The organism is Flavobacterium sp. DG1-102-2, assembly GCF_033042555.1.
GTDB lineage: Bacteria > Bacteroidota > Bacteroidia > Flavobacteriales > Flavobacteriaceae > Flavobacterium.
The window spans coordinates 78,861-101,153 of record NZ_JAWLIK010000015.1; the positions used below are offsets into that span (position 1 = coordinate 78,861).

27 protein-coding genes are annotated in these 22,293 nt (G+C 39.5%); 26 read left to right on the forward strand and 1 reads right to left on the reverse strand.

The window, feature by feature from the left end; all coding sequences use genetic code 11:
• Positions 1–133 precede the first annotated feature (133 nt).
• The 24 genes from R1T16_RS17460 (at position 134) to R1T16_RS17575 (ending at position 16,706) form a co-directional block, all read left to right on the forward strand.
• Positions 134–1,126: an HK97 family phage prohead protease gene (locus R1T16_RS17460; protein WP_317502420.1), complete on the forward strand. Its 993-nt coding sequence runs from the start codon at positions 134–136 to the stop codon at positions 1,124–1,126.
• A 25-nt stretch (positions 1,127–1,151) separates the two neighbouring features.
• Entirely contained in the window at positions 1,152–1,994 is an 843-nt protein-coding gene (locus R1T16_RS17465; RefSeq protein WP_317502421.1) for a hypothetical protein, read from the forward strand.
• A 3-nt stretch (positions 1,995–1,997) separates the two neighbouring features.
• Positions 1,998–2,219, forward strand: coding sequence for a hypothetical protein (locus R1T16_RS17470; protein WP_317502422.1), 222 nt, complete (start codon positions 1,998–2,000; stop codon positions 2,217–2,219).
• Positions 2,220–2,223: 4 nt separating this feature from the next.
• Positions 2,224–2,634 (forward strand): N-acetylmuramoyl-L-alanine amidase, encoded by a 411-nt coding sequence (locus R1T16_RS17475; protein ID WP_317502423.1) that lies wholly within the window; start codon positions 2,224–2,226, stop codon positions 2,632–2,634.
• Entirely contained in the window at positions 2,627–3,142 is a 516-nt protein-coding gene (locus R1T16_RS17480; protein ID WP_317502424.1) for a hypothetical protein, read from the forward strand. Before R1T16_RS17475 ends, R1T16_RS17480 begins: the two co-directional genes overlap by 8 nt.
• The gene (locus tag R1T16_RS17485; RefSeq protein ID WP_317502425.1) at positions 3,129–4,304 is read left to right on the forward strand and encodes a DUF2586 family protein; all 1,176 of its coding nucleotides are present in this window, start codon (positions 3,129–3,131) and stop codon (positions 4,302–4,304) included. The genes R1T16_RS17480 and R1T16_RS17485 overlap by 14 nt, the downstream gene beginning before the upstream one ends.
• 1 nt (position 4,305) lies before the next feature.
• Positions 4,306–4,722 carry a hypothetical protein gene (locus tag R1T16_RS17490; protein WP_317502426.1) on the forward strand — a complete coding sequence of 139 codons (417 nt, stop codon included), beginning with the start codon at positions 4,306–4,308 and terminating at the stop codon, positions 4,720–4,722.
• A 1-nt stretch (position 4,723) separates the two neighbouring features.
• Positions 4,724–5,272: a hypothetical protein gene (locus tag R1T16_RS17495; protein ID WP_317502427.1), complete on the forward strand. Its 549-nt coding sequence runs from the start codon at positions 4,724–4,726 to the stop codon at positions 5,270–5,272.
• Positions 5,273–5,471: 199 nt separating this feature from the next.
• Positions 5,472–7,295, forward strand: a complete 1,824-nt coding sequence (locus R1T16_RS17500; RefSeq protein WP_317502428.1) for a hypothetical protein — start codon at positions 5,472–5,474, stop codon at positions 7,293–7,295.
• A complete protein-coding gene (locus tag R1T16_RS17505; protein WP_317502429.1) occupies positions 7,295–7,885 on the forward strand; it encodes a DUF6046 domain-containing protein in 591 nt (196 codons plus the stop codon). Before R1T16_RS17500 ends, R1T16_RS17505 begins: the two co-directional genes overlap by 1 nt.
• On the forward strand, positions 7,885–8,850 hold the full coding sequence (locus R1T16_RS17510; RefSeq protein WP_317502430.1) for a late control protein: 966 nt from the start codon (positions 7,885–7,887) through the stop codon (positions 8,848–8,850). Before R1T16_RS17505 ends, R1T16_RS17510 begins: the two co-directional genes overlap by 1 nt.
• Entirely contained in the window at positions 8,850–9,341 is a 492-nt protein-coding gene (locus tag R1T16_RS17515) for a hypothetical protein (RefSeq protein WP_317502431.1), read from the forward strand. The genes R1T16_RS17510 and R1T16_RS17515 overlap by 1 nt, the downstream gene beginning before the upstream one ends.
• Positions 9,342–9,563, forward strand: coding sequence for a hypothetical protein (locus tag R1T16_RS17520; protein WP_317502432.1), 222 nt, complete (start codon positions 9,342–9,344; stop codon positions 9,561–9,563).
• Between the two features lies 1 nt (position 9,564).
• Complete coding sequence (locus R1T16_RS17525; protein ID WP_317502433.1) at positions 9,565–9,906, forward strand: hypothetical protein; 342 nt, start codon at positions 9,565–9,567, stop codon at positions 9,904–9,906.
• Positions 9,884–10,171: a hypothetical protein gene (locus R1T16_RS17530; protein ID WP_317502434.1), complete on the forward strand. Its 288-nt coding sequence runs from the start codon at positions 9,884–9,886 to the stop codon at positions 10,169–10,171. The genes R1T16_RS17525 and R1T16_RS17530 overlap by 23 nt, the downstream gene beginning before the upstream one ends.
• 1 nt (position 10,172) lies before the next feature.
• On the forward strand, positions 10,173–11,009 hold the full coding sequence (locus R1T16_RS17535; protein WP_317502435.1) for a nucleotidyltransferase: 837 nt from the start codon (positions 10,173–10,175) through the stop codon (positions 11,007–11,009).
• A gap of 37 nt (positions 11,010–11,046) precedes the next feature.
• On the forward strand, positions 11,047–11,484 hold the full coding sequence (locus tag R1T16_RS17540; protein ID WP_317502436.1) for a hypothetical protein: 438 nt from the start codon (positions 11,047–11,049) through the stop codon (positions 11,482–11,484).
• Positions 11,485–11,488: 4 nt separating this feature from the next.
• The gene (locus tag R1T16_RS17545; RefSeq protein ID WP_317502437.1) at positions 11,489–12,322 is read left to right on the forward strand and encodes a hypothetical protein; all 834 of its coding nucleotides are present in this window, start codon (positions 11,489–11,491) and stop codon (positions 12,320–12,322) included.
• 1 nt (position 12,323) lies between these two features.
• Positions 12,324–12,755 carry a hypothetical protein gene (locus tag R1T16_RS17550; protein WP_317502438.1) on the forward strand — a complete coding sequence of 144 codons (432 nt, stop codon included), beginning with the start codon at positions 12,324–12,326 and terminating at the stop codon, positions 12,753–12,755.
• On the forward strand, positions 12,755–14,821 hold the full coding sequence (locus R1T16_RS17555; protein ID WP_317502439.1) for a hypothetical protein: 2,067 nt from the start codon (positions 12,755–12,757) through the stop codon (positions 14,819–14,821). Before R1T16_RS17550 ends, R1T16_RS17555 begins: the two co-directional genes overlap by 1 nt.
• Positions 14,822–14,833: 12 nt before the next feature.
• Positions 14,834–15,073 carry a hypothetical protein gene (locus R1T16_RS17560; protein WP_317502440.1) on the forward strand — a complete coding sequence of 80 codons (240 nt, stop codon included), beginning with the start codon at positions 14,834–14,836 and terminating at the stop codon, positions 15,071–15,073.
• A gap of 201 nt (positions 15,074–15,274) precedes the next feature.
• On the forward strand, positions 15,275–15,892 hold the full coding sequence (locus tag R1T16_RS17565) for a thymidylate synthase (protein ID WP_411162043.1): 618 nt from the start codon (positions 15,275–15,277) through the stop codon (positions 15,890–15,892).
• 135 nt (positions 15,893–16,027) lie between these two features.
• Complete coding sequence (locus R1T16_RS17570; RefSeq protein ID WP_317502442.1) at positions 16,028–16,468, forward strand: hypothetical protein; 441 nt, start codon at positions 16,028–16,030, stop codon at positions 16,466–16,468.
• A gap of 55 nt (positions 16,469–16,523) precedes the next feature.
• The gene (locus tag R1T16_RS17575; RefSeq protein ID WP_317502443.1) at positions 16,524–16,706 is read left to right on the forward strand and encodes a hypothetical protein; all 183 of its coding nucleotides are present in this window, start codon (positions 16,524–16,526) and stop codon (positions 16,704–16,706) included.
• Here the strand turns inward: R1T16_RS17575 and R1T16_RS17580 are convergent.
• Positions 16,698–17,084: a two-component regulator propeller domain-containing protein gene (locus R1T16_RS17580; protein ID WP_317502444.1), complete on the reverse strand. Its 387-nt coding sequence runs from the start codon at positions 17,082–17,084 to the stop codon at positions 16,698–16,700. The genes R1T16_RS17575 and R1T16_RS17580 overlap by 9 nt on opposite strands.
• A gap of 250 nt (positions 17,085–17,334) precedes the next feature.
• On the opposite strand from R1T16_RS17580, the gene R1T16_RS17585 reads away from it, so the two are divergent.
• A complete protein-coding gene (locus R1T16_RS17585) occupies positions 17,335–18,510 on the forward strand; it encodes an AraC family transcriptional regulator (RefSeq protein WP_317502445.1) in 1,176 nt (391 codons plus the stop codon).
• A gap of 598 nt (positions 18,511–19,108) precedes the next feature.
• On the forward strand, positions 19,109–22,293 hold a 3,185-nt coding region (locus R1T16_RS17590; protein ID WP_317502446.1), incomplete at its 3' end, for a hypothetical protein.

The window sequence follows — 22,293 nt, forward strand, 5'->3', positions numbered from 1 at the left end:
ACGGATTCCAAAGCTTGTTAAAAAACCGTACAACCTTTGTTTTTACTGGGTACAACGCTTGGAATGCAATTTTTTTTTAGCCTGAAAACGCTACAATTTTGCCTCATCAAACGTTAACCCAAACAGAATAATTATGACACACAAGTTTATAGTCAATACCGAAAATGTGAATGAGGTAGGCTACCGAATTCTAACGGATGGAATTGACTATACACAATACTTAAGAAACCCGGTTGTGCTATTTATGCATGTAAGGGATAACTACCAAAACAGAGGCAGTGAGGTAATTGGCCGATGTGTAAAACTCTATGTTGAAAATAACCAGCTTATCGCCGAAGTAGAATTTGACGAAAAAGACGAATTCGCACAAAAGATTGCGGGCAAAGTGGAACGTGGTTTTATCCGTATGGCATCAATGTATGCTGATGTGGTTGCTACTTCAAATGCTGCTGAAGATGTTTTGCCGGGTCAGGTTTACGAGACTGTAACCAAATGTAAGCTTGTAGAAATATCAATTGTTGATATCGGGGGTAATGATGATGCCCTTAAGCTATCCAAAAGCGCTAACGCTATTGGCCTTAAAAAAGTAAACAATCCTAATAATGAAGATATGCAGAAAATAGCATTGATAGCCCTTGCTTTAGGCATGACGGCTGAAAGCACTGAAGACAGTGTTTTACAAGAAGTGACAGCCTTAAAGTTGGCTAAAACTAACGCCGATAACAAAGTTATTGAGTTGTCAGGCAAGTTAAACAGCATTTTGACAACTGAAGCTACAGCACTTGTAGATCAGGCCGTAAGTCTTGGCCTTATACCTGATAGTTTAAAATCGGTACAGCTTAAAGCCTTTGAGGGTGACCATGAAGGACAAAAAGCAATCCTATCTAAACTTATATCGGATAAGGAGGCAGAAAACAACCAGGGCGAAACGCACAAAGGCGTCAAAGAAATTGTACTTAAATCCAACACAACACCTAACGGTGCAGCGGATTCAGAGCAAAGCTTTGATTACCTACAAAAACATAACGTGGTTGAGCTTGGACGTATCAGGGATAACGAACCTGAAAAATACGCAAAGCTTGCCAAAGAGTATGCGGATGGTAAACGTTACACCGAAAAAAAGTAATCATTAACAAATAAAAAATATATAAATGGCAGGTTTACAAAAAGAAGTTTGGGTTGCCGGGATTAAAGAAAATCCAATACCTGATACAAGTTTTGTTTTCGCATCAGTCGATTTATCGGAGTATGTAGATAATAACAAATTACACCTTGCAGAAGCAGGTGTTGAGCCGGATGTTCACGAAGACTATTTTGCAGGCAATGAAGATGATTTGCCAATTGCGGATATCAGTGATGTACCTGGTGAGGTAGTATTAAAAACCTATTCTACTGATAGGACACGACACAGAAAACTACAGGAGGTCGAATTGCAGTATAACCGCCGTCAATCCATCTTAGGAAGGCATAAAACGTCGTTAGCTAAAAATCTTGGTAAAAGAGCTGCTTATGCTTGGACACCTTCAGTTGATAACGAATTTAACAAGATCATGCCTATTGCTGCCGATGCTTCTGTTATCGATGCAATCATTGATATGGAGGCGTTTTATAACAGCCTTGATATGGTTGATGATCTTAACATCTGTCTTTCTGCCGAACACATGGCCCGTATCAAGAAAGAAGATAAAAAGCTTTACAAACAAATTCTTGATGAAGGTAAAATGTATGGCTTTAAAGTATTCCGTTACAGCCAAAACCCTCTTTACACAGCAGCTAATGCTAAAAAGCCTTACGGGGCTGTAAAAGAGGCGACAGATAAACGATCTTCTTTCACATGGTGTTCTACTGAAGTATTCAGGTGTTTTGGTGACACTGAAATGTATGCAACATTAGGTTCAGCAGCTTCTCAAGCTGATGAAATTTCATTCGCTCAAAGAGCTCTTGTAGGTAAAGTACGTGCTAATAACCCTAAATATTTAGGCGTAATCCTGTAATACATGGCAAAGAAACAAACAGAGGTTGAAAGCAAAGTTGAAACATACTTTGCTGAAAACCCTAAGAAGAAAGTAGTGTATAGTACAACGGATGCTTTTCTTTTCGAGGTAAAGAAAGACGCTACAGCTCACGCAAAATCATTAGATGAAGATGAAATTGCAACCTCGCATAAAAATCCTGTATTTATCGAAGTTCAGGAAGAAGAAGAATTAACTGAAGAATAAAAGCATGAGACAAATAAAGTTTATAGCCATTCATTGCAGCGCCACAGCGCAAAGCGCAAAAGTAGAAAGCATACAAAAGTATTGGCGTGAAGTTCTTAAATGGTCAATGCCTGGCTATCACTTTATTGTCGAAGCTAACGGCACAGTCCACAACCTTCTGCCAATTGAAAATGTATCAAACGGCGTAGCCGGTTACAATTCCCAAACAATCAACATCTGTTATATAGGCGGGGTTGACAAAAAAAATAAACCAATTGATAACAGGACACCTGAACAAAAGGCGGCAATGTTAGACCTGGTTAAAAAACACAAAAAACTTTTTCCACACGCAATCGTTCAGGGGCATAGGGATTTTCCAAAGGTCGCAAAGGCCTGTCCTTGTTTCGATGCTAAACCCGAATATGCAAATGTTTAGAAAAATAATCCTGATAGTAGTGTTGATTTGTTTTAGTTGTTTCTTGAGCTCCTGCCGTGTAGCACGGCAGGAAGTTCAAAAAACTGAAACTTCAACAGAAACACTCACAGAAAAAAAGGAGACTTACAGAGACACCACGCTCTATGCTCCCAAGTCAGAAACATCACTTACAATCCCTTTATCAGATTTGGTATTTAAACAGGATTTAAACGGTGTTACAAAGCCTAAAGTTTTTACCCAAAAGAGTGGCAACGCAACCGCCAAAGTATCGGTTATACGTGATACCATCCGGGTAGAAACCACTTGTGACAGCCTTGCTATTGTCGCAAAAATAAAATCAGAGTTTCAAAAGGAATCTAATAACCAAAAAAGCAATTCGGAAAAAACGGATAAAAAAACCACAGGTTATACATGGCTTGATATGCTATGTGCCGCAATTATCGGTGTCGCTGTCGGCCTTATCCTTTGCTTCCAAATCCTAAAACCTAAAGAAGATGAGCTTACCTAATATCACGTTCAACATTGCTAAAGATGGTTTAGGCCAATCACAGGCAGATATTCAGAAAATACCAGGAATGGTATTGACGGGTGCAACCGTTGCGGGTGCGGGTAAAGTTACCATTGGTAATTCGTATCAGATTTTCTCTTTACCGGAGGCCGTTGCGCTTGGTATAGATGAGACTGGCACAAACGCTTTCGCATACAGGCATATCAAGGCTTTCTATGACATGGCTAAAACTGGTGCTGAACTTTGGTTTATGCTCGCAGGTGCTGCCGTTACAATGGAAGACATGGCTGATAAAGAAAAGCTTTTCGGGGCAAAGCTATTAGCGGATGCAGGCGGTAAAGTCAGGGTTCTTGGACTACTAAAAAAGTCGGGGGCTGCTGAAGTTATTACCAACGGTTTGGATGCAGATGCGCATTTAGCGGCTATCAAAGCGGAAGCACTTGCGGCAGATTTTTCAACCAGGTATAACTATGTACGTATTTTAATATCCGGTAATAAGTTTAGCGGTACTATCGCTGATCTTAAAGATTACGATACCGAAGCGTTTAATCACGTGGCAATGCTTATAGGTAATACGGATGGCTCAAAAGAAGCATCTATTGGCCTTATATTAGGAAGGCTGGCAAGCATACCGTCACAGAGAAAACTATCAAGGGTTAAAGATGGCCCTGTAGATAACCTTCAGGCGTATTTTACAAATGGTAACCCTGTTGAGTCACTTGCTACCGGATGGAATGCCATCCATGATAAGCATTATATCTTCTTACGTAGTTTTTCAGGGCGTTCAGGTTACTACTTCACGAGCGATTGCACCCTAACGGCTACTTCAGATGACTTTAATTCTTTGGCTCGTGGTCTTGTAATGGATGAGGCTGTATTGCTTGCTTATAACACACTTGTTGAAGAACTTTCTGACGAAGTGCCAGTTACACAGGAAGGAACAATACACCCTGCTATTATCAAGACGTGGCAACAAAATGTTGATGGCGAAATCAGAAACCTTATGGTAGCTGAAGGCAAGCTATCTGACGTGAAAGTGTTTATCGATGCAAATCAAAACATCTTAACTACCGGAAACTTTAACGTAGGCCTGCAATTACTTCCCGTAGGCTATTCAGATTACATAATCGTAAACATTGGGTTTACAACTAACATAGAATAACATGGCGGATTTTAGCACCAAACAATACGGTTGGAAAGACCTTGCTATCGCTTACGGGGGTAGGATTCTTGATGGCATTACCGAAGTTGAATATACAGCGGCACAGGAAAAGGATGTGCTAAGAGGGCGCGGAGCTGACCCGCATGCTGTACTAAGGGGTAACAAAACTTATTCAGGAAAAATAACCATTTGGCAAAGTGAGCTTGAGGCAATGACCAGGGATGCACCTAATAAGGATATCCTTGCACTCAATTTTACCACAACGGTTACTTATGTACCCGCAGATGGTGGGCAGGCAGTCACAGACATTCTACTTAACTGTGAATTTACAGAGGTTAAGAAAGGTTTGAAACAAGGTGATAAAAACATGCTTGTAGAACTACCATTCATTTTTACAGGATTAAAACCACAACAATAATATGACACCTAACGAAAAACAAATCAAGGATTGGAAGGCGCAATATGGCGATGTATGGGAATTTCCCGTAGATGATAAAAAGGCTTATTTGCGCGACCCTAAAATGACCGATTTTAAAAGGGCATTTACTGCTATGCAAAATGAGGGCGATATCGCCTTTGGGGAAGAAATGTTAACCAGTTTATGGATTGGTGGTGACACCGACATCAAAACTAATGATGAATATTTCCTACCTGCAAGAAAATCGCTAATCAAGTTCTTTAATTATGATGATGCTGAAACCACAACACTTGAAGGCCGTCAAACCGAAATTAAAATCGGTGAGGCTCGCTGTGTTGTCAGGGTCATTACAAGGGAAGACCTTAGAATAGCGGAAAAGAAAAACCCAAGTAACAAACCTTTTGTTACACAGGAAAAGCTATTTGAAATGGTATGCGTGGAAAAAGATGCATTTTTTGATGATAAGAACAATGCGGCTATCCGATTCCCATTATACCAGGCAATGGAACGCCTGCAAAACCAAAAGGTAGCTATACTAAAAAAGCTTTAAAGGAAGCCGTCATCGATACCGATGACGCTTCCGCTTTTGATATAGCTGATAATCTCAAAATTGGGTTATACAACGGGTATTTAAAATACTACATGCATAATCCTAACCCTGATCAACTTTCTGATTCAGATTGGGCAGAAGATATAATGATTCTGCACTTCATAAGAACCGAAGAAAAAAACGCCTCACAAATTACAACATGAACGCCTACGAGTTTATAGTCCGAATGAAAGATTACGCCAGTTCAGGTTTGCGCTCAATAGCGCAATCTGTCGGTTTGACACAAAGGGGTGTTAACGGGCTTGATAACTCTATGCGTAATACTGAAAAAACAGCGGGTTTAATGGGTTCTTCCATGAGTAAGCTGAAGAATATTATAGTAAGCGTTTTTGCAGTTGCGGCAATCTGGTCATTTACCAACCGGGTTGTTGAGGCGCGGGCGGAATATGAAAAATTCAGTGCCGTCCTCACTAACGCTTTTCAGTCGGCGGATGTTGGTGAGGGTGCATTGAACATGCTGACACAGTTTGCCGCTGAAACCCCCTACCAACTTAATGAACTCACAGGGGCATTTGTTAAGCTCGTTAATCGTGGCTTCAACCCCGTTAAAGATGAGCTTCGTAAAATGGGTGATCTCGCTGCATCGCAAGGTAAAGGCTTTGACCAGTTAACAGAGGCGATACTTGATGCAGAAAGCGGGGAATTTGAGCGAATGAAAGAATTTGGTATCAAGGCTTCAAAGGCAGGTGATCAGGTTAGTTTTTCATTCAAGGGTATTACCAGGACAGTACAAAATAATGCAGCGGCTATAAGACAGGCTATCATGGAATACGGTAACATGAAAGGTGTTGCCGGGTCAATGGAAGCGATATCAAAAACTTTAGGTGGTAGGATATCAAATCTTAAAGACCAGTGGGACGGCTTACTTGTTGCTGTTGGCGGTGAATCAGGTGGCCTATTTATTTGGGTCATCGAAACGCTAAGCCAGGGGATAGCATTCTTAAAAGCTCACATAGCAGATATTACCATGTGGTTTGAAATCTTATGGAGTATGTTACAGCCCGTTGTTTATGCGGTTCAGGCATTCCTTCAGGCCGCTTTTGGCTTTGATGATGTTGGTACTATCATTACTGGTTTCGGTAATGCTATGGCGGGGGTTCTTTTAATTGTTGACTGGCTTACTACAGGCCTTACCGCCCTGATTGAAATACTAACGCCTTACGCTGATATCATATTAGTCGTTGCGGCTGCTTATTGGGTTTGGAACAATGCTATTGGGGTATATAACGCCCTGATGCTTGTTAATCCGGTTACGTGGATTGTATTGGGTATTATGGCGCTAATTATGGTTATCGGAATGGTAATTAAATATACAAGCGGTTGGGGCGAATCTTGGAAGCATACCGTAAACGGTGCAAAGTTTCTTTGGCAGGCTTATACCGATTATGTACGTGCCAATTTCAATTTGGTAGTCCAGGGTATCATGATTGGTATTAATAAAATCAAAGAAGGTTGGTACACCTTTAAAGAGGCTGTTGGTATGGGTGATAGTGATGAGAACCAAAAGATGCTTGCACAGATAGCCGCCGATACTGAAGCCCGTAAGAAGTCCATTTCGGACGGTTACAAAAAGATGGTTGAATCTGCCGTTAATGCCAAAAAAGAATTTAGTCAGGTAGGTATCAAAGTTGATACCGAAGGCATCAAAAAAGACTTTCAGGCTCTTAAAGATAAATTCGGCGGAAGCCCTAAAGCCAATGCGGGTACCAGTGCTTATGACGATTTTGTGAAAAATCAAAGCTTAACCAAAGGCAAGGGTAAAGACGGTGATAAAACCAAAGGTGATTCAATTGTTTCGGGCGGGGCTAAAATGACCCATATAACCATAAACATTGATAAGCTACAGGATGACACAAAAATCTATGTAGATAAAGCCGAAAAGGGCATTGACCAAATGGGTGAAAAGATACAAGAAATGATATTACGCGCTGTTAACAGCGTAAACCAAATGCAAACGGGATAATGGCAACATTTGATATAAAAGAGCTTGCGGCAAAAGCCCACTTTGACTATGTGGGCCCTGCCTTCCCGCTATGGTGGCAAAACAATAAAACAAAACTGGTATTACCAAGCCTTAAGAATATTGGGATTAAGCTTGGTCAAAAATATTTCACAACGCTTACCCTATCATACAACGGTAAGCAATTTAAGTTCCCTAACGAGCCGCTTATATCGCTTAGTTTATCAAAAACGATTGTTGAGACGGCCACAGTTGGTAAATATCGAAAAGGTATGGTGAAAGAATACATCTGCACTGAAGATTACCAAATTTCCATTAGAGGCGTATGCCTTGATGAAGATGATTTAGACAGTTACCCATCTGATCAGGTTGACACCCTGAAAAAGATGTTTGAAATAAATGACGCGCTTGAAGTTGTAAGCAATCCTTTTTTAGAACTTTTCGAGGTTCGTAAGCTTATACTTAAAGATATTGTTTGGGATGATATGGCAGGATATCAGGGAGTACAAAAGTACACCATCACTGCCGTAAGTGACCAGGACTTTTACGCTGACCTTAAAGAAAAGGACAGAACAAATTTTTTAACTACCTAATGTTTGTATTAGACGGAAAAATAGAGATCGGCGATTTTGTTTTCAACACTATACACGATGTTGAAATAACAAAATCTGTTGAAGAACTTGGAGATACAGCACTCATCAAATTGCCTACCCGATTCAAGGTTAAGCAAAATGGTGAACTGAAATATACTGAAGATGTGATAAAGACGGGTGATCCTGTTACAATCACGCTTTCATACGAGGGTAAATACAGTGGTGTGGAATTTACCGGATATGTGAAAAAGGTAAGTCCAAAGATTCCGATTGAAATACATTGTGAAGATGCCATGTGGCAGCTTAGGCGTAAAAACATAACGAAGTCGTGGGATAAAACGACAATGAAGGAAATTTTACAGGAAGTCGTTAAAGATACACCTATACAGCTTGCAAAAAATATTCCTTCCATCCAATTAGAAAAGTGGATAATAAAAGGGGCTAATGGTGCACAGGTTTTAGAAAGCTTTAAAAAAGATCTTCTTATGACCGTCTTTATAAATGATGAAGGAAAGCTTTATTGTGGGTTGCAGCAACTCACTAACATAGGGCAGGAAGTGCAATATGATCTTAACTATAACCTGGTTGATAACGGGCTTGAATTTAAGAGTGCTGACGAACGTAAGATAAAAGTAAAGTACACTTATATCGGCCCTGATAATAAAAAGAAAAGTATTGAGGAAGGTGATGCAGATGGCGAACAAAGAACCTTCCATACATCGGTAATATCTGATGAAGCTAAGTTGCGGGAAATGGCAAAAGCTGAAATTGAAAAACTGAAGTATGACGGCTTTGACGGCGATGTTACAAGCTTCCTTATTCCTTATGCTACAAGAGGCATGAAGGCAAAAATAATTGATAAGGAGCACCCGAATCGGGAAGGTAGCTATTTCATAAAAAAAGTAGTAACCACTTTCGGTACCGGAGGCGCAAGAAGGAAAGTATCATTAGGGAATAAACTATAATGGAAAAGGAATTACAGGACGCGTTTAGAAAGCTCAAACAAAGGGATGTTGACACGTTCCCCGCTACTGTAAAGTCAGTAGACAAAGAAAAAGGCACTTGTACTGTAAACGATGATGAAATTGATTACACAGGCGTTCAGCTTTCGGCGGTAGTCGATGGCAACAACAAAAGGTTTTTCCTTTTTCCAAAGGTTGGCAGTTCTGTACTGGTAAGCCCTGTAATGGAAGATTTGAAACGCCTTTATGTAGAAACTTATTCTGAAATAGAAAGCCTTGATTATCGTGTAGGAGGCGTGCAATTACAGGTTGACACAGATGGTTTTTTGATGAAAAAGAATGATGAGACTATGCAAAAGCTCATGATTGATTTTATAAAAGCCTGTAAGAAAATGGTTTTTACAACCAATAACGGCCCTACTATAAAACTGGTCAATGAACCTGAATTTACGGCTATAGAGGAACGATTTAAAGACTTTTTAAAAGATAGTTAAATGTTAGATGTTACCCGGTTAAAAAACAAGATCAAGGCAGCTTTTGAAGCTGAACAAACAGAGGAAGAAGATGCAAACGCTTCTTTAGAAAGGATATCACAAAGTATTGCACAGGCTTGCATCGATGAAATTAAAGAAGCGAAAATTATATATACAGCAGGCTTAATAGCTCCATCGGGCGGCGGGCCAGTGACAGGAGAATTTACACATACAATAACCTGATATGAAAGAATTTTTTATTGCTATAGCAGGCATTATTACTACATCCGCTACAGGGCATTATGCCTATAAAGCAGGTAAAAGGAAAAGCTTAGCGGAAGCAAAAGGCCTTGAAATCGATAATGATATAAAGCGTAGCAATCACCATATAAAGTTATTGGATGACCTAACTGAACGTTACGAAAAAAGATACAAAGAATTTGAAGAAATGACCAACCGGAAGGTTGAGCTGCTTGAGGAAGAAATCAGGCTTAAGGATAGAAAAATAAAGCTTCAACAACAGGAAATAACTGAACTGAAGCGGGAAAACAAACTTTTGAGAAATGCAGCAAACCGTACTACATAACCAAACGCTTTATGATTTTGCCTTACAGCATTGCGGAACTGTCTCGGCGGTTTTTGCTATTGCTTTAGCAAATAGTATAAGTATTACTTCAGAGTTGGTACCAGGCACAAAGTTGGACGTTCCGGCTGATGCTCCCGTTGATGCCGATATCTTAAACTTTTATAAAGCAAAGGAAGTATTGCCTGCAACCGGAATAACGGAACTTAATATAGAGCCTGACGGCATTGATTTTATGAGCATTGAAGGAACCTTTATAGTACAATAAAATGGCAAGGACAATAACACAAATACAGGATGACATGCTTAGCCGTATCGCGGCTGATGAAGTTTTATCAACAGTACTAACGTCTTCAAGCAGGTCGGCTAAATACAGGCTAATGACATACGTTGTTGCAGTTGCTATTTGGATTTTAGAAACATTCTTTGACCAACATAATGCGGAAGTAACAACAAAATTGAGCAATCAAAAGGCGGGTACATTGCCCTGGTATCGGGAAATGGCTAAGCGTTTCCAATATGGCTATAACCTTGTTACAGACCACGACTATTACGATAATACAAATTTGACAGATGAGGAAATTGAAGCCTCAAAGGTTATCAAGTATGCTACTGCCTTACGAGCTCCAAACAGTAGCAGGGTAATATTGAAAATTGCGGGTGAAGGAGCTGACGGCTTAGAACCTATAACAGATGAGCAAAAGGATGCTTTTGATGCCTATGTTGAAGAATTCAAATGGCCTCGTGAGGTAACTGTTATTAATTACCTGCCTGACCGCCTTTATCTAACATGGATAATAAAACGGGATGCACAAATATTGAATGAGAATGGTATGAGTAGGATTAATGCCAATTATCCGGTTAATGAGGCTATTGCAGCTTATCAGAAAAATTTACCCTTTAATGGCGAATTATTCCTTAATAAACTGGTTGATGAACTGCAAAAGGTTCATGGTGTTATTGACCCGTTTTTAGTAAGTGCCGAAAGCTCATGGATTAACCCCGACCTGAACGGTTATGGAGACCCGCAGCCAATCAATATTTCTAAGATAGCTGAAAGTGGATATTTTAAAGTTGAAACCCTCAATATAACCTATGTGGAGTAATATAAATTTTAATCAGCACGCAATAATGCTTCTGCCAATGGCTGAACGTTCCCGCGAGATGATTGCATATATACGGGCTCTTTTGAACCCATTAGACACACTTTATTACGCTTGGTACCTATTCAGGACTGAAAACATTTATAAGCTTGAGCATACTGGGCAGGTCTGTTATTTAAGGAAGTCGCTTAACGATAAGTTTGACCCTTCCCAACGAAGAATATATATAGGCAATGGGCTTTTGTATGACACGCTTTATATACATACTGAAGCAGAAGCCCAACGACAGGATTTACACACAGAAGCGGAAGACGGCACATTATGGTTAAGAACCGAAGCGGAAACCGCTGATACTGGACTTGATTTTATTGTATATGTGCCACAGGAGGTTTATAGCAATAGCCTTTATGCAGTTAAAGGACACATTGAATTTTATTTAGAAGGCGGTGCCCGTTACAGCATCATGATAATAAACTAATAGTATGAATAAGACAAATTTTGTACAAACTGGCGGTGTGCCGCTGAAAGCGGAACGGCTACAGGAAATGCAGGACGCTTACAGCATCTTTAATGCATTGGCTAACATAGTTGGTACCAGGGCAATTATTTCGGGCTGTAATCTACAGTTTGGCAACACTATTAGCGATGGTGTTGTAAGCCTAAACGGTGAAATATACGAGTTTAAAGGCGGTGTAGTTCAGGCTAATGTTATAATTGTTGATGAGCCTACAAATGTAGAATTTCAAAACGGTCAGGTCAAGCCATTGCACCACAAACGATATATAACGTTTGGTACAGGATTGCCTTCTTATGCATGGTCAACATTCAAAAGAGGTAAAGTAACCAGTTCTATACAGGCAGAGCTTGACGAAAAAGCGGCGTTGACAGCTCTTAACGCTTTAATTTTTCGTGTGGCCGATCTTGAAAAAAAGACGGCAATCTTTCAGGCGGGCGGCGGTATGTTCCATTGGCGTAAACCTGCAAATCAGATTCCTCCGGGTTATGCTGAAGTTGTTGACTGGCGCGGGCGTTTGGCTATGGGTTGGAATCCTGACGATGCCGATTTTGATACGCTTGGCGAAACTGGCGGAGCAAAAAACAGGACGGTAAGCGTAAATATACCTATATCCGGTTACGGTGTAGGAGGTTCTGCCGATACTGGTGACGGTGGCAAATTAATCGTTGGTAGTGGCAATCATGAAAATGCCGAATTTTTTGAATCGTTAAGAAAAGCATCACTCACACCAAGCACATCGGGAAATGTAGATGTGCTCAACCCTTACCGAATAGTAATGTTTATCGAATTTATAGGATAGTATGACAAGCAGAAACGATATAAAGCAGTGGTTTAAAAGGTATTTAAAGCCAACGCAACAACAGTTTTGGGAGATGCTTGATTCTTATCTACATAAAGAAGATGAAATATCTATTGAAAATGTGCAGAATCTGCTAAACATTTTAAATGCGAAAGCAGAAAAGGCACAGCTTACCGGACACCTTACAGACCCTAACGCACATGCCGAACTATTTGAGAAGGTGTACAGCCCGTACAGGTATACAACATTTACTCCAAATACAGAAACTAATGAAGTAATAATACCCGAACTCATAGAGGCGGAGCTTGACGGTGTGGGGTACCAAAACCAAATGATAACAGAAGGAATTGACTTTGACCCGGCAACTGGTACTCTTTCCGGTTATCCTTTTACAGCAAACGTAAAAATCTTAATATTTTATACCAAATTATAATGAAAAACAGAATCTTATGTACACTATTGCTGATCTCAGCAATATCTTTTGGACAGAATCCGAAAGTTATAACTACAGGTAGTCATGCAACCGGTACTATATACAACGGTGTGCTTGGAGCAAATGGAGCGATGCTCCTACCTGAAGGCGACACCACCGCAAAATACCCTGACTTGCAAAGCAGGCGTAGGTTTCAGCTTAACAGCATAACCAATAGGTTACAGTTTAATGATGGCAACGGATGGGTTGACGTTGTTGATGCATCACGTTTAGGACAGGCAAACGGTGTACCGCTGCTTGATGCCAATGCTAAAATATCAACAGTCAATTTGCCTGATGCGATCTTAGGGGCTGTCAATTATCAAGGAAATTATGATGCGTCCACAAATTCGCCTGCTTTGCCATCTGCTACAACCAACAAGGGTAAGTATTGGGTTGTTGCCGTTGCAGGTACACAGGTAGGGCTTACACTTAACTTAGGCGACTGGGTAATATCAAACGGTTCATTGTGGCAGAAACTCGACCAAACAGGTAAGGTTGCTAGTGTTGCGGGCAAGACAGGAGCGGTTACAATTAGCAAAAGTGATGTAGGCTTAGCACTTGTAGACAATACACCGGATAGTGTGAAACCTGTTAGTACACCACAACAGCAAGTTTTTGACGGGAAAGCAAATAAAGACGGCTCTAATGCAACCGGAACAGCTTGGCCTATTGGTATTACAGGTAATGCGACAACGGCAACTTTTGCTAATTCAGCAGGAAGCGCAACGACCGCGACATCGTCAGGCTCTACGGCTAATTTTGGCGGTATAGGTGCTGACTTTGGCTTTGAGGGCGGCACATTAAACGCCTTTATGGGTATAGACGGTAACAATATTGGTAGAAAATATGCACTATCAACGGTGGCAAATACCGTGAGAGATAATTCTACAGGAACATGGGCAAATATAGTTTCGGGGAATTCCAATGGATTGGGAGGCTATCAGTATGCAGATGCGCTCGTAAATACTGCTAACGTAGGAAACTTTTTGATAAGGCGATCAAATAATACAACTTGGAATATCGCCACTCCTGCAACAATTGCTGATGCTTTAGGGGTAAACGCTAAAGCAAATGACGCTAATGTGATACACACAACTGGAAATGAAACAAAAACAGGTTCTTTAACTCTGACAGGTAACGTAATACCAAATAGCGTTTTTGCTTCAGGAGTACTGCAAGCAGGTTCGGCACAAATAAATTATGATGGCATTGGTGGGGCAAATCTTAACGGGGTAAATTTTCCAAATGGTGGGGGTATAACTTGGTCAGGGGGTTCTTCAGGAACAGCTCTCGCCGCTTCCGCAGAAAATTTTATAGTTTATACTAGTGGGTCAGAGAGACTACGAATGAATCCAAGTGGGTATTTTGGCATTAACACTAATAATCCTCTTTGGATGCTGCATGTTAATGGGCATGCATTATTTGGGTCAGGTACAGTCAATGCAGGGACTACAAAAATAGGGATAAAGAATGATGCTCCCAATGGTAAAGTATGGACTTTATCATCTGGCCAAGCGGGAGTTAATGAAGGATATTTCACTTTAAATAATGTGACGGAGGGTGTTACTCCATTCTTTGTTGTGCCGTCAGGAACTGTAGCTTTTAACTATCCTGTAATAGTGCCGGATGCAGATGCATCTAACAAAGCGGTAAACAAGGGGCAGATGGATGCAGCTCTTTCAACCGCAGGCCGACCGTATAAAGTATATACTGCTTTAATTACGCAATCAGGAACTAACGCACCTGTGGCTAATGTACTTGAAAACACCATAGGAGGTTCGCCGACTTGGAGTTATTCGTCTACTGGTCAGTATAGATTAAACTTAAACAACAATGGCTTCGTTGCTCAAAAAACGGCCTGTTTTGTGAATGGTTTGTGGTCGAGCTTGTCAACAACAAATTTAGCTTATCGAGCAGCATACGCCGATGGAAATACTGTCACACTCATTACCAACAATGGAAATTCAACACAAGACGGCTTGCTTTCAGCAGGTTCAGTCTTTGAAGTAAGAGTATATAATTAATCAATATAACACATGAAAAATCTTAAAAAAATGATTTTGCCGATACTGCTTGTTGTATCGGGAATTTTAGAAATGAGCTTACACGGCTTTGAGCTTTTTGCTCAGGAAGTGGGATTGCCAAATACGGCAGTATCATATTTCCGTTTTACAGCATTGATCGTAACGGTGATGGTAACCACTTTAAGTAAACCGCCAAAAGTAAATGCTGTAACAAAGCGTAAGCGCAAGCCGAAAGAATCGGCACAGTTGTAATCCTATGGAGGGCAAGGATAAAAAGAGCCCTCCGACAATTAAAAAAAACTTCTCACGGTACTTTTTAATAGCACAAAGCCACAGTCGGAGGACATAAGTCTTCTTGATTGTGGCTTTGCTGTATCTATAAGTATCGTGAGAGCTGCAAATGTAATCATCATCAATCATCAATCAAAATCGAATATGAATAAATATCATCAAATGCTCAGTAAGATCATGCTGAAAGGAAAAGATCAAAGAAATAAGAAGGGTTCTATCAAGTACCTGGTTAATCAGGCCATCGAATTAAAGCCAATTGACCTACTGGAATTATTTGAGGGTCATGCACTGGCTAAAAAGAAACTCAAAGATGAGCTACAGCTCTTTATGGCAGGCGAACGCTCTACAGAGGCTTACCGTGAAATAGGTATATCGTGGTGGGATTATTGCGGGCCTATATTAGTAAATAGCTACCCGACATACTTTGAGCAGTTGCCAAAGCTTATTGAGAAAATCAATAAAGAGAAAAGGAACTCTAAAAACTATGTGCTTTTCTTAGGCGGTAACAACACTGAGAGCAATCAACAGCCGTGCCTCAGCTTAATACAATTCCAAATAGAAAATGGAAAACTCATTTTAAGCGCATATCAGCGAAGTTCAGACGCAAGCCTTGGCTTGCCCTCGGATATTTACCATTTGTATCTTATAGCTAAGCAGATTGGCTGTAAACTCAAGTGTATAACGCTTTTTTTAGGTAACGTACACATATACGAGAACAATATAGAGAATACAAAGAAATTGCTTGAGGGAAAACAGGCGACTTTCTCGCTCAACGTTTAACCTCAATTTCACTATATAAAAGTACAAAAAGTCAATGACTTAACCAAATATTTAGTAGAAATATTTAACTAAATCTTACATAAAAAAACCCCTAAACTTACATCAAAATTTTGAGGGTGTTTTTACATTTGGAGCATGAACTTGTATGACGTAATCTTATCCGGAAATATGACTTTAAGTGAACTTACAACACTTATAGACAATAATATTGTAATGGCTGAAAGCTTAGGACTGAAGTTAACTGCTAAACGCATTAATGGTATGACAGTTGGCTTTATATACGATGGCGAAAAAAAGATTTTTGAACGCTCATACAATCGTAAATACCAACACTTAAATACAGCTGCAATGCAGGGTGATTTTGCTACACTGCTTACTAAAGTTAAAGCTGATAGACAACCAAAACCAGTTGCTAACGAAAAACTGCATGCATACAGCGAAATGACAATGGCTGAACGGGCTTGGTATAATCAAAACAAAGGCACACAGGAACAACGCGATTTTGAAGCTAAGAAAATGGAAGAATATGAAAAAGCAATGCGTAAAAAGGCACAGGAAGAAGATTACGGCGCTTAAACATCATTTAATGGGTGTTTAAATGGTGTATATTTGCGCCGTAATTTAAGATAATATGGACTTCGATTTTTGTGAGACTTGCGGTAGTGAAAATGTAGAAAGCCGCAAGGTTATAACACTAACGGTAATAAGATGGGAAAGCAATTGTAAGAGCTGCAATAAAACGGCGGTAATAGCTGAAAAAGTTGTAAGCAAAGAAAATGCCCAATTTGCCCAAAATGTGTACAATTCAATTTAAATTTGTGTACAAATCAATTTCGCGATTATACACATTCCTTTTATTTATCAGCAGCGTTTCTTTCTTTTCGTTGAATATAAAAATGCTGTCTTTTTGTTTGTTTCCAAAAAAGAACATCATGCGGTTAGCAAGTATGTTTTTTACATTTTCGCTATTGTAATTTTTAAAGTTTTGCCCGTCGTATCGCACTACGCCATTCTCTGTAGAAAGCCATATGAACCCATGTTTGTCTGGCGTAATAGATTTTACACTGTTTTGTGGTAAGTGGTTACTGTCTGCAGAATACCAGGTAAGATGGTATTTATCCTGTGAATATCCGGTTAAGGTTATAAACAATAGAACAAAAAGCGAATTGTAGAAATAATTTGAAGAGGTCATTATTGGATGGGGGAGGTGTGGGGTCAAATATAGTAAACCGAAAAGAAATAAATATGTAGAATTAATTCTACAAAAATGGAGATGTTTTGATAGTGTAGGAATTTTTCTAAATAATATCTTTGTGGTTTAATGAATCAATAAATCGTTGGTTGTAACTGCAATAAAGTTCAAGGTATTGCGCAATAGATTGATGCGATTTGTGGAGTGTAAAGAATTACGTTTTTTATAATTCCCTCAACTTAAATTTTTTATGACTGAATATATATTATACAGCACCGCAGCATTATCGCTCATCACATGGTATGTTATCTATAAAAAAGGCGTAGATTCTCCTTTTGACAGGGTATGCTGTTTTTATCTTTTATATGTTTTTTTGCACGCAGCATTCTCGGTAATTTCTTTGAAAACATCGCTGTTACATAAAATTGAGATTGTGTCCCTTCCTTTTGTATTTGGATATGGTCCTTTCTTTTATGCAGGTATAAAATCACTGACTAAAGAAGGATTTAAAAGAAATGAAGTATTTCATCATTTTAGTCCTGTCCTTTTATTTACTCTTATATATACACTGGTTATAATCCATTCAAAGGAAGGTAATAGAGATTTTTATGTATTTTATGTTACCGAATGCGCAGCAGTAGTAATAACGCTATTTAGTTACGCCTTCTGGACTATGCAGGAAATGCTGCAATCTGAACCTGAAGCGGTAGACACCCGCTTAACTTTACAGCTTATCAAAACGGGGGCTTTTTCTATGGTGCTGATGGGCCTTATCTTTGCAGGTGCTGCAATTGCAGGCCTTATTCTGGGTAAAAATATTGAGGGAGATATAATTATGCTTGTGCTATATACCGGAATATTTGCATCTGTAATCCTCGCATTTGTGTATACTATCGAAAACCTTACTGACAATGTTAAACAACCTGCAATTATAGATGTTATTTCGTTGAGTGTAATTAATGATGTTGGTAAAGGAATCGATAAAGATGATCATGAAAGTCAGAGCGTGTCCCGATTGTCTGGAGTTCCTGCTCAAAAATATACTAAGTCGGCTTTATCGGCTGCTCTGCTGGATGATTACAAACAAAAGCTGGAAAGGCTTATAAATTATGAAAAAATTTATCTTGATAACGAACTAACTCTCGAACTGCTTGCAAAAAAAATTAAATTGCCGATGCATCACCTGACGCAATTATTTAATTTGCATTTAGGAGAGAATTTCAATCAATATATCAACAGATATCGTATAGCTTATGCAAAAGGTGTATTAAAAAACAATGAAGAATCGTTATCTATAGAGAAAATCGCTTTTAAAAGCGGTTTTAATTCGAAGGTTTCATTTAACAGGCACTTTAAAAGCTTTACGAATATGACACCTAAAGAATATGCTCAAAATAATACAAAATCTAAAAATAATTATAATTAACAAAACCATAACTCTTTTTTTGTCGTAGATTTACTATCGGCCGCTTAAAATAGTGGTTTTGAGAGCTCTTGAGAGATTGGTTTTTTACTGTAAAATTTTTTATTGTAAAAATTTCTCAAAAAAATTAACGTGTATTTAAGAAAATAGTTGCACCTTTGCATCATAATATTTAATTAAAATGAACAGTAAGCTGCCCCCAAAGTATACTATTCTATTTTTATTTCTCTTTATTTCAATCTTGAATAAAGGTCAGATTTCGTCATCTCATGGCGTTCAGCTTTATCCTGCCTTATTGGCAAATACGGATAGGGCTTTATTTATTTCTACCCTTCCTTCAGTTGTTTCTGGTTTTTCGCCTAGCCTAACGGTTGATGAAAAATCAGATTTAGAGTCTTACAGATGGTATTTGGATATAGGTAACTATATCCTTTGCTAAGGGACTGAGGAAACTCCAGGGCAATTTTTTGTTATTTAGTTTATGTTATGTTAAAGCGTTTTACGCATTGATGTGATTGCTGTTTGTATGCAGAAAATTGAAAAAGAATAAAAAAATTTAGAATTAGCATTACCCCCAAATAATAATTAAATTTTAATGATGATGAAAAAACTTTTACCTGCAATGTTGACACTTTTAGGTGCTTACGCAGTAAGCGCTCAGGTGGGTATAGGTACATCAAATCCTAGTCCTTCGGCACAATTACAGATTGTTTCTCAGGATCGAGGTGTTTTGATTCCACAGGTTCAGTTAACAAGTACAACTGATACAACTACAATTACTGCCGGAAACGTGCAGAGTTTATTAGTCTATAACGTTTCTACCAGTGCAGATATTAAACCGGGATACTATTACTGGTATATAAACAAATGGTACAGGCTTATTAATGATGCAGATCTCGCTGCAGGCGGGCCAAACGGTTCTAGCCCTATTATTGATAATGGTGATGGTACATATACTTATGTAAATCCTGACGGATCGACAACTACTATAGATGTTCCGGGTCATCAGACATTAACTTTTCTTGCTTATAACCCAACAGCGAAAACATTAACCTATACTGCCGAGAACGGACAGAATACGGTTATAGATATCGACGCGTTGGTTAAAAATTCAGAAACTATAACTACGCTTGTAGATAATGGTAATGGTACAATGACTTATACAAATGAGGCAGGTGTGCAAACTATTATTACTAAAGCGCAGGGTGTACAGGGTGCTCAGGGGGTGGGCATCGCTACTACAGTTAATAACGGAGACGGTACAATTACATTTACGTATACAGATGGAACTACATTTACTACATCTAACCTTACAGGTCCTCAGGGTCCTGCAGGAACAGATGGTGTGATTGGTTCTAATGGTGCAGATGGCTTAAGCGCTTACCAGATTTGGATTAACGCAGGTAACACAGGTACAGAGGCTCAGTTCCTTGATTCTTTAAAAGGAGCAAACGGAGCAGCGGGTACAGACGGACTAAGCGCTTACCAAATTTGGCTTAATGCAGGTAATACAGGTACAGAAGCTCAATTTCTTGCTTCTCTAAAAGGAGCAGATGGTGCTGCCGGAGTAAACGGTACAGATGGTAAAGGTATCACTACTACAGTCAACAATGGTGACGGTACATTTACAATTAACTACACCGACGGTACAAGCACGACTATTGACTTTCAAAATATTGAGACTACAACCAACATCGTTAATAATGGTGATGGTACTTATACATATACAAACGAAGACGGCATCCAGACAGTTATAGATGTAAGGGCTACTGCCATACCGTTTGATAATACTGCTTCAGGAATAAGCGCTACAACAGTACAAGGTGCTATTGATGCTTTGGCAGCTGCCAATACAACAACTAACACTCAGCTTAACAATATCACGCTTGTTGAAGACAACGACGGTAAAGTAACACTAGTTAAGGCAGACGGTTCTAAAGTAAAAGTTGACAAAGCTAACCTTACTAACAACGGTGATGGTACTTATACATTTACCAACAACGACGGTAGCGATGTGATAATCAATTCTAATAACCTTGTTATTACAGAAAATGCAGGTATCTACATTTTTGCAGATGCTGCGGGTAATGTACTTGGTTCTATCAATACAAATGCTTCGGCTCTTGGATATGACAATACAGCTTCAGGATTAAATGCTGATACCGTTCAGGGTGCTATTGATGAGGTTAATAATAACATTACTACTCAAATAAATACAGTAGCGCTTACAGATAACGGAAACGGTACTGTATCTCTTATCGGTGCTAACGGGGTTAATCTTGGAACTGTGAGCAAAGCAGACCTTGCTTACAACGTAGCTACAGGTAAATACACTTTTACTAATAATGACGGGACTGATGTTACCCTTGGAGGCGAAGACCTTACCGCGGGCGATAACTCTGTTGAGGTTGCAGGTGGTATACACGCACTTCTTGCTCCGGCAAACGTAAAAGTAAAAGATGGTGGTATCACTACTGCTAAACTTGCTGATGATGCTGTGACATCTGTAAAAATTAAAGATGGCGAGGTTAAGAATGCAGATCTTGCCCATGATGCAGTAAGTACAGATAAAATACTTGATGGAACAATACTTGGCGAGGATATCGCTAACGAAACAATAACAAATAATAAACTGGACGCAGGTTCAGCTGCAGCAGGTACGGTAGCTACTTCTAATGGGGATGGAAGTGTTAGCTACCTTCCTGTAAGCACTGCAAACCTTGCTGGTAAAGAAGACCTTACAGCAGCGGACGGAACAGCTGCTACCATAGAGGTAGTAGGTGGTACAGATGCAGTTCTTGCTGCTACAAGCCTTAGGGTAAAAGCAGAAAGCATTACTTCAGCGCAAATTAAAGACGGCGAAGTTAAAACAGCAGATATTGCTAACGGAGCGGTAACAAACGATAAACTGGATGCCGGTTCGGCAGCAGTGGGTACTGTAGCTACTTCAAATGGAAATGGTACAGTTAGCTACCTTCCGGTTAGCACAGCTAACCTTGCAAATAAAGGTACGCTTTCGTCACCGGTAGGAGAAACGCCGGTTTCTATATTAGTAAATGACGGTACAGATGCATTGCTTAAAAATGCACAGATAAGCGTGGCTGACGGTGGTATAACGACAGTTAAACTGGCGAATGATGCAGTAACAAATGCAAAACTTGCTGATAACGCAGTGCAATCTGAAAACATAAAAGACGGCGAGGTTAAGAATGCTGATCTTTCTAATGATGCTGTAAGCACAGATAAAATACTTAACGGTACTATCCTTGGTGAGGATATTGCTGTAAAAACTATAACACCTAATAAACTTAATGCTAATAACGGTGCAGCCGACAGGATTGCTATTGCTGATGCGACAGGTGCAGTTACTTTTAGTAATGCAATTCCATCCGGCAGTATTGCAGGTAAAGCGTTAACATCAACAGACCTTTCTGTTAGTACAGATGGAGCTACAGCATTGCTAAAAGATGTAACAATTGACATTAACGCTGGTGCGGTTACTGAGGTAAAACTTGGTGCAGGCTCAGTGACAACAGCTAAGATTGCTGATGATGCAGTAACTGCAGCTAAAATCAATTCAGATGTTGCGGGTGCAGGTTTAATTCAAGATGCTTCAGGAGCATTAGTTGTTGATGCAACAGCAATCACAACAGGCGAAGACATGACAGCTGCTGATGATTCGGTAGAAGTTTTAGGAGGTTTAGGAGCGACATTAAAACCTGTAACTGTTGCAGTTGCAGAGAATGGCATTACCTCAGATAAAATAAAAGACGGTGAAGTTAAGCT

What these genes read in the sequence shown, in the direction of transcription:
- R1T16_RS17585 (WP_317502445.1), top strand. Translation starts at nt 17,335, where the DNA reads ATGACTGAATATATATTATACAGCACCGCAGCATTATCGCTCATCACA.
- R1T16_RS17570 (WP_317502442.1), top strand. Translation starts at nt 16,028, where the DNA reads ATGAACTTGTATGACGTAATCTTATCCGGAAATATGACTTTAAGTGAA.
- R1T16_RS17490 (WP_317502426.1), top strand. Translation starts at nt 4,306, where the DNA reads ATGGCGGATTTTAGCACCAAACAATACGGTTGGAAAGACCTTGCTATC.
- R1T16_RS17500 (WP_317502428.1), top strand. Translation starts at nt 5,472, where the DNA reads ATGAACGCCTACGAGTTTATAGTCCGAATGAAAGATTACGCCAGTTCA.
- R1T16_RS17470 (WP_317502422.1), top strand. Translation starts at nt 1,998, where the DNA reads ATGGCAAAGAAACAAACAGAGGTTGAAAGCAAAGTTGAAACATACTTT.
- R1T16_RS17515 (WP_317502431.1), top strand. Translation starts at nt 8,850, where the DNA reads ATGGAAAAGGAATTACAGGACGCGTTTAGAAAGCTCAAACAAAGGGAT.
- R1T16_RS17555 (WP_317502439.1), top strand. Translation starts at nt 12,755, where the DNA reads ATGAAAAACAGAATCTTATGTACACTATTGCTGATCTCAGCAATATCT.
- R1T16_RS17495 (WP_317502427.1), top strand. Translation starts at nt 4,724, where the DNA reads ATGACACCTAACGAAAAACAAATCAAGGATTGGAAGGCGCAATATGGC.
- R1T16_RS17480 (WP_317502424.1), top strand. Translation starts at nt 2,627, where the DNA reads ATGTTTAGAAAAATAATCCTGATAGTAGTGTTGATTTGTTTTAGTTGT.
- R1T16_RS17565 (WP_411162043.1), top strand. Translation starts at nt 15,275, where the DNA reads ATGCTCAGTAAGATCATGCTGAAAGGAAAAGATCAAAGAAATAAGAAG.
- R1T16_RS17505 (WP_317502429.1), top strand. Translation starts at nt 7,295, where the DNA reads ATGGCAACATTTGATATAAAAGAGCTTGCGGCAAAAGCCCACTTTGAC.
- R1T16_RS17510 (WP_317502430.1), top strand. Translation starts at nt 7,885, where the DNA reads ATGTTTGTATTAGACGGAAAAATAGAGATCGGCGATTTTGTTTTCAAC.
- R1T16_RS17560 (WP_317502440.1), top strand. Translation starts at nt 14,834, where the DNA reads ATGAAAAATCTTAAAAAAATGATTTTGCCGATACTGCTTGTTGTATCG.
- R1T16_RS17545 (WP_317502437.1), top strand. Translation starts at nt 11,489, where the DNA reads ATGAATAAGACAAATTTTGTACAAACTGGCGGTGTGCCGCTGAAAGCG.
- R1T16_RS17520 (WP_317502432.1), top strand. Translation starts at nt 9,342, where the DNA reads ATGTTAGATGTTACCCGGTTAAAAAACAAGATCAAGGCAGCTTTTGAA.
- R1T16_RS17550 (WP_317502438.1), top strand. Translation starts at nt 12,324, where the DNA reads ATGACAAGCAGAAACGATATAAAGCAGTGGTTTAAAAGGTATTTAAAG.
- R1T16_RS17535 (WP_317502435.1), top strand. Translation starts at nt 10,173, where the DNA reads ATGGCAAGGACAATAACACAAATACAGGATGACATGCTTAGCCGTATC.
- R1T16_RS17485 (WP_317502425.1), top strand. Translation starts at nt 3,129, where the DNA reads ATGAGCTTACCTAATATCACGTTCAACATTGCTAAAGATGGTTTAGGC.
- R1T16_RS17575 (WP_317502443.1), top strand. Translation starts at nt 16,524, where the DNA reads ATGGACTTCGATTTTTGTGAGACTTGCGGTAGTGAAAATGTAGAAAGC.
- R1T16_RS17530 (WP_317502434.1), top strand. Translation starts at nt 9,884, where the DNA reads ATGCAGCAAACCGTACTACATAACCAAACGCTTTATGATTTTGCCTTA.
- R1T16_RS17580 (WP_317502444.1), bottom strand. Translation starts at nt 17,084, where the DNA reads ATGACCTCTTCAAATTATTTCTACAATTCGCTTTTTGTTCTATTGTTT.
- R1T16_RS17475 (WP_317502423.1), top strand. Translation starts at nt 2,224, where the DNA reads ATGAGACAAATAAAGTTTATAGCCATTCATTGCAGCGCCACAGCGCAA.
- R1T16_RS17465 (WP_317502421.1), top strand. Translation starts at nt 1,152, where the DNA reads ATGGCAGGTTTACAAAAAGAAGTTTGGGTTGCCGGGATTAAAGAAAAT.
- R1T16_RS17540 (WP_317502436.1), top strand. Translation starts at nt 11,047, where the DNA reads ATGGCTGAACGTTCCCGCGAGATGATTGCATATATACGGGCTCTTTTG.
- R1T16_RS17525 (WP_317502433.1), top strand. Translation starts at nt 9,565, where the DNA reads ATGAAAGAATTTTTTATTGCTATAGCAGGCATTATTACTACATCCGCT.
- R1T16_RS17460 (WP_317502420.1), top strand. Translation starts at nt 134, where the DNA reads ATGACACACAAGTTTATAGTCAATACCGAAAATGTGAATGAGGTAGGC.